Origin of the sequence: Sphingorhabdus sp., from assembly GCF_035329025.1 — a bacterium.
Lineage (GTDB): Bacteria > Pseudomonadota > Alphaproteobacteria > Sphingomonadales > Sphingomonadaceae > Sphingorhabdus_B.
In genome coordinates this window covers 24,242-30,711 of record NZ_DAOLHN010000037.1, presented here as the reverse complement: position 1 = coordinate 30,711, position 6,470 = coordinate 24,242, and the positions used below count along the sequence as shown (strand labels likewise).

Annotated in this window: 5 protein-coding genes; 2 read left to right on the top strand and 3 right to left on the bottom strand. The window is 58.4% G+C overall.

What is annotated here, in order from left to right:
- Together PKC81_RS11095 and PKC81_RS11090 are read left to right on the top strand one after the other, a co-directional pair.
- A partial coding sequence (locus tag PKC81_RS11095) for an isocitrate/isopropylmalate family dehydrogenase (RefSeq protein ID WP_324336048.1) occupies window positions 1–450 on the top strand: 450 nt, incomplete at its 5' end.
- 39 nt (window positions 451–489) lie between these two features.
- Complete coding sequence (locus tag PKC81_RS11090) at window positions 490–2,280, top strand: cation:proton antiporter (protein ID WP_324336046.1); 1,791 nt, start codon at window positions 490–492, stop codon at window positions 2,278–2,280.
- Here PKC81_RS11090 and alaS read toward each other — a convergent pair.
- The 3 genes from alaS to PKC81_RS11075 all read right to left on the bottom strand — a co-directional run bounded on the left by alaS (window position 2,258) and on the right by PKC81_RS11075 (window position 6,431).
- Window positions 2,258–4,903 carry an alanine--tRNA ligase gene (alaS, locus tag PKC81_RS11085; RefSeq protein WP_324336044.1) on the bottom strand — a complete coding sequence of 882 codons (2,646 nt, stop codon included), beginning with the start codon at window positions 4,901–4,903 and terminating at the stop codon, window positions 2,258–2,260. The genes PKC81_RS11090 and alaS overlap by 23 nt on opposite strands.
- A 65-nt stretch (window positions 4,904–4,968) precedes the next feature.
- Window positions 4,969–5,595 carry a glutathione S-transferase gene (locus PKC81_RS11080; RefSeq protein WP_324336042.1) on the bottom strand — a complete coding sequence of 209 codons (627 nt, stop codon included), beginning with the start codon at window positions 5,593–5,595 and terminating at the stop codon, window positions 4,969–4,971.
- A gap of 14 nt (window positions 5,596–5,609) precedes the next feature.
- Complete coding sequence (locus PKC81_RS11075; protein WP_324336040.1) at window positions 5,610–6,431, bottom strand: class I SAM-dependent methyltransferase; 822 nt, start codon at window positions 6,429–6,431, stop codon at window positions 5,610–5,612.
- Between the last annotated feature and the right edge of the window lie 39 nt (window positions 6,432–6,470).

Here is a 6,470-nt window from a genome sequence, read left to right as displayed (position 1 = left end):
AAGTGGAGCGGCAAGTTCGTCTGGGCTTGCAAAAATTATGATGGCGACGTCCAGTCGGATCAGGTGGCGCAGGGCTTCGGTTCGCTCGGTCTGATGACCTCCATCCTGATGACGCCTGACGGCAAGACCGTTGAGGCCGAAGCGGCGCACGGCACCGTTACCCGCCACTATCGCCAGCATCAGCAGGGCAAGGCGACCTCGACCAATCCGATTGCGTCGATCTTTGCCTGGACCGGCGGCCTCAAATTCCGCGGCAAATTCGATGACACGCCCGATGTGACGCGCTTTGCCGAAACCTTGGAGCAGGTCTGCATCGAAACCGTTGAAAGCGGCGCGATGACCAAGGACCTTGCCATCCTGATCGGTCCCGATCAGGCGTGGATGACGACCGAGCAATTCTTCGAAGCGGTTCGCGCCAATCTCGAAACAAAAATGGGCAGCTGGCAGTAATTTGCTGACATCGGCGGCTTGCTCCCCTTAAGAAGGGGCATGGCCGCCGAACTCCATACCGAAGGATTGAACAACGCGCTCGTCATATTGGGCGCGGCGGGGATTGTTATTCCAGCATTCGCCCGGTTGCGGATCACCCCAATTATCGGATTCCTGCTGGTCGGTGTTCTGGTCGGCCCCATGGGTCTCGGCTCGCTTGCAGCGCAATATCCGTGGTTACGCTGGATAACCATTTCCGACACTGCCGAAATCACCCGCATCGGTGAATTTGGCATCATCCTGCTGCTGTTTGGTATTGGGCTAGAGCTTTCGTTCCGCAGGCTTTGGCGGATGCGCAAGCAGGTGTTCGGGCTGGGTGCCGCCGAATTGTTTGGGGGCGCTATTTTGATTGGCGGCGCGTTGTTTGCCGTTGGCTACAACGCCACCGAAGCTATCGGGCTTGGTCTCGCACTCTCGCTGTCTTCTACAGCATTGGTTCTGCCAATTGCAGGCACAACGTCCTCTGTGGGCCGCTCTGCATTCGCCATGCTGTTGTTTGAGGATCTGGCGATTGTGCCAATCATCTTTGTCCTCGGCGTGCTTGGCCCGCAGGCAGCAAGCGGTGGCGGATGGGATGCGTTGTTTTCGGTGGCGTGGCAGGGACTGTCAGTGATCGTCGTGATGCTAGTTGCGGGCCGATATCTGCTTCCGCCGCTGTTCGGGCAGGCTGCACGCACCAAAAGCCCGGAATTGTTCATCGCAGCAACGTTGCTGGTCGTCATATTGTCGAGCCTCGCTACTGCTGCGGTTGGTCTTTCCCCCATCGTAGGCGCGTTGATAGCTGGCTTGCTGATCGCAGAAACCGATTATCGCGGCGAAGTTGAAACGGTGGTCGAACCCTTTAAAGGGCTGGCGCTAGGTGTTTTCCTAATCAGCATCGGCATGCAGATCGATATTGGATTCATTCTGTCCAATTGGGAAAGGCTGGCAGCGGCGGTAGTTGCTGCTGTTGTCATCAACGCCTTTGTTGTTGGCAGTCTGCTGAAATTTGCGGGGGCTCGGCCGGGCGTTGCGACCGAAACTGGACTTTTGATGGCCAGCCCGTCCGAAACGACCTTGATCGTTTTGGGGGCCGCCAGCGCGGCGCAAATCATCGATCCCGAAACCGCCCGGTTCTGGCAAGTCGCAACCGCGATCGGACTGCTGATTACACCGATTTTGGCGCGTATTGGCCATGATATTTCCCGCCGCATCCAAGTGCGATCTAGCGGACTGGCATTGGAAGAAGAGATCAACTCAAACGCCGAACCGCGCACAGTCATTATCGGTTTCGGCCGTGTGGGGCAGTTGGTTGCGGAAATGCTGCAAGCGCATGACCAGCCCTATATCGCGGTCGAGCATAATGTGGACGCAGTCGTGGCTGCGCGGCGTGATGGCTATAATGTCATTTTTGGCGATGTCGGAAAGCCGCAGACATTACACCGTCTGCATCTGGATACCGCAAAGGCGCTGGTTTTGACGATGAATGATCCTGTCCTGGCGGCAAAGATGGTGAAGCGTATTCGCGCGCAATTTGCCGATCTCACCATCGTCGCCCGCGCCCGCGACGCAGATCATGCCGCAGAACTCTATCTGGCCGGGGTTAGCGATGCGGTACCCGAAACGCTCGAAAGCTCGCTTCAGCTGTCAGAGGCAGTTCTTGTCGATCTCGGCATTGCGATGGGACCGGTGATCGCATCCATCCATGAAAAGCGCGACGAATTCCGTCGCGCCATCAAAGAGGCCGGGGAGCTGGAAGAAGCCCCCCGACTCAAATTACGCAGCAGGCTCAGCCAGCAAGTGCAGCCTTGATCGCATCCAGCCCGGCCTGCGCCTGATCGCTACCGGCAGGGCCACCGCCCTGCGCCATTTCCGGACGACCACCTCCGCCCTGCCCGCCCATGGCGGTGGTGGCGGCGCGAACGAGATCGGGTGCAGCAAATTTGCCGGTCAATTCGGGCGAGACAGCGACAACGACGGTATTGGCATTTTCGTTGGCAGCAATGATTGCCACCACGCCGCCACCCAAGGCCTTCATCTGTTCGTCGGCCAGCCCGCGCAAAGCTTTGGGCTCAATGCCTGGGATGACCTGTCCCATGAAATTGGTGTCGCCCAGCTTTTCGGCTTCGGCCTTGGGCCCACCGCCACCAGAAAGCGCAAGCTTGGTTTTGGCGTCCGATAGTTCCTTTTCGAGCGTGCGACGTTCTGCGAGAAGGGTTTCGACCCGCGTTGTCACTTCATCAGGTGCTGTTTTCAGTAATGAAGCGATGTCCTTCAACTGGCTTTCACGGCGCGCAAGATGCTGGCGAGCTGCCTCGCCAGTAAGCGCCTCAATACGGCGGATACCGCTCGCGACAGCGCCTTCAGAAACAATCGTCATCAGTGCGATATCGCCGAGCGCATTGACATGGGTGCCGCCGCACAATTCGACCGAATAATTGGCTCCCTCAACCTCTCCCATGCTGAGCACGCGGACTTCGTCGCCATATTTTTCGCCAAACAGCGCCAGCGCGCCTGCCTCGACTGCTTGGTCGGGTGCCATCAAGCGGGTGGTCACCGCCGTGTTTCGGCGGATCTGCGCATTGACCTCGGCCTCGATGTCGGCAATTTCTTCCGGCGTCACAGCCTGATTGTGCGAAAAGTCGAAACGCAGGCGATCCGGTGCAACCATGCTACCCTTTTGCGTCACATGGCTACCCAAGCGATTGCGCAGCGCCGCATGCAGCAAGTGTGTGGCACTGTGGTTCGAACGGAGCGTATCACGGCGCACGGTATCGATCTTTAGCTGGACGACATCGCCCACCTTCACTTCGCCGGCGTCGACGGTCATTTGATGCGCATGCAGGCGGCCGAGCGGCTTCGAGGTGTCAGTGACAGTCGCTGCAAAGCCCGACAAGCTCGAAATTGTGCCAGCATCGCCCATCTGACCACCGCTTTCGCCATAAAAGGGCGTCTGGTTGGTGATCAATGTCACGCTGTCACCAGCTTTGGCGGATTGTACTTCAGCGCCATCCTTGACGAGTGCAACAACTTGCCCCTCGCCTTCGGTCGCGGTGTAACCGGTGAATTCGGTCGAACCGACGCGCTCAGCAATATCGAACCAGACCTCATCCGAAGCCTTTGCGCCCGAACCCTTCCACGCGGCGCGCGCCATCGCTTTCTGGTTGTCCATAGCGGCATCGAAGCCGTCACGGTCGATACCAAAGCCTTGCGCGCGGAGTGCATCTTCGGTCAAGTCATAAGGGAAGCCGAAGGTGTCGTAGAGCTTGAACGCGGTTTCACCCGCCAGCACATCGCCCGCCTTCATGCCACCGGTTGCCTCGTCAAGCAGCCTCAATCCCTTGTCTAGCGTACGGCGGAACTGGGTTTCCTCCTGTTTCAGCGTCGCTTCGATCAGTGGCTGGGCGCGCAGCAGCTCCGGATAAGCCGCCCCCATTTCGGCGGCCAGACTGCCGACCAGACGGTGCATCAAGGGCTCTTTCGCGCCCAGCAGATGCGCGTGGCGCATCGCGCGGCGCATGATGCGGCGCAGCACATAGCCGCGCCCCTCGTTCGATGGCATAACGCCATCGGCCAGCAGGAAGCTGGTCGAACGCAGGTGATCCGCGATCACACGGTGACTCGCCTTCTGCTCGCCTTCTGCCTTGGTTCCGGTCAGCTCTTCCGACGCTGCAATGAGCGCCTTGAAGGTATCGGTATCATAATTGTCATGCACACCCTGCAGCACGGCGGCGATGCGTTCCAGCCCCATGCCGGTGTCAATCGACGGCTTGGGTAACGGAATGTCGGTTCCATCATCCTGTCGCTCGAACTGCATGAAAACGAGGTTCCAGATTTCGACGAAGCGGTCGCCATCCTCGTCCGGGCTTCCCGGCGGACCACCGAAAATATGCTCGCCATGGTCGTAAAAGATTTCGCTGCAAGGGCCGCAGGGGCCGGTATCGCCCATCGACCAGAAATTGTCGCTGGTCGGTATACGGATGATGCGCTGCTCCGGAAGTCCGGCAATCTTCTTCCACAGATCAAAGGCTTCATCATCGGTGTGATAGACCGTTGCCGTCAGCTTGTCGGGGTTCAGGCCCCAGACCTTGGTCAGCAACGTCCAGGCATGGCTAATCGCCTGTTCCTTGAAATAATCGCCAAAGGAGAAATTCCCGAGCATTTCAAAGAAGGTATGGTGCCGGGCGGTGTAGCCGACATTGTCGAGATCATTATGTTTCCCGCCTGCACGCACGCATTTCTGGCTCGATGCAGCACGCGGGGTTTCCCGGGTTTCAAGGCCCGTGAACACATTCTTGAACGGCACCATACCGGCATTGACGAACATCAATGTCGGGTCGTTATAGGGCACTAGCGGTGCAGACTGCACCACATCATGTCCGGCATTGCCGAAATAGTCGAGGAAGCCGCGGCGGATATCGTTTGTTGAAGTCATAGCAGCCGCGACTTAGGCGACGGCAAAGCGTGCTGCAAGCCGGATATATCGCTTAGCGTCAGCGATTATGCATAAGCGTAGGGCCCGCCCTTTTCGAGCGCGGTCTTCCAGGTCGGCAAAGCATGGATTTTCTCGACATAGGCAGTCAGCTTTGGCTTGTCCCCTGCCCAACCCATTTTGACCGCTGCTTCAGCTGGGAAGCTGACCATGATGTCAGCGCCCGTCATGCTGTCGCCAACCAGCCAGCCAGATGGCAGCAAGCGGTCTTCGATGTAGCGGAAATGGCTTTCGAGCTGCTGGTCGATGCGCGGGCGCAACGGCGCGGCGGCGTCACCGAGCCGGGCTGTATAGAGATTGAGCAGCATCGGCGTCATCGCCGAACCCTCCGCAAAATGGATCCATTCGAGATAACGGATATGATCGTCGGTTCCGCGCGCAGGAACCAAATGCCCGCCGCCATGACGCTCGCACAGATACTCCACGATTGCCGCCGATTCATAGACGATATGGCCATTGTCATCGATGACCGGCGACTTGCCCAGAGGATGAACGTCAAGCAGTTCGGGCGGCGCAAGGTTGGTAACGGCATCCCGCTGATGATGGACGATGTCGTAATCGACCCCGAGTTCCTCCAGCAGCCACAGTATGCGTTGTGAGCGGCTGTTGTTCAGGTGGTGGACTTTCAGGGTCATATCTCTCTCCTCGTTTAATTCTTATGTGCTGTGACGATCCAGGCTGCCGCCGCAAAGCGGACTGCGCCGTCGTACAGATTTGCCTCGGCAAGATCGCGCAGGCGACCGAGAAAGGCGGTACGGGCTTCGCCCTCAAGCATCCTGATGGCGCGCGCGGCGGGGCCAATATGGCCGAAAAAATCTAGCGCATCTGCAACAGGATCTTCGCCGCTGCCCGCGACATAATCGAAATCGACGGGTTCAAAGCCGACATCCGTCCATCCAGCTACGGAAAGGATGCCTTTCACACGCTCCGGATCTGCAAAGGCGAATGGTCCGGGCGCATGCGGATCACCGGATGGTGCCGAAGGCACAAGAGCTGCGATATTGGTCGCCCAGGCATTTTCAGCCGGCGCCCGAAAGCAGGAAAAGACCATTTGCGCATTTGCTGCTGCACTTACCGCCAGATTGGTGAAGGCGGCAACCGGAGCGTCGAAAAACATCACACCGTGGCGGGATATGTAGAGGTCCGGGATGAAGGACGGGTCTTGCCATACAGACGCATCGGCCACTCCAAAGTTGAGATTGGACCTACCCTTCGCTCGTTCTGATGCAGCCGCTAACAAGTCCGCTGAAATATCCAGCCCAAGCACATGCCCGTCGGGTCGGGCATCGGCGATCTTGATCGACAGTTCACCTGCCCCACAGCCTATGTCGGCTATTTTCCCGGCATGGTCACTTACCAATATGCGCTCCACCAACCGCTCGGTCAGAGGGGAGAACGAACGGTCGGTACGCTGCCATTGCCGCGCCCAACTGGTGCCAACCTGTCCTTGCCATTCCATCTTGTCTGTCATGCTGATGACCCTAGTCGCGACAGCAAGCGGTGCAACCCA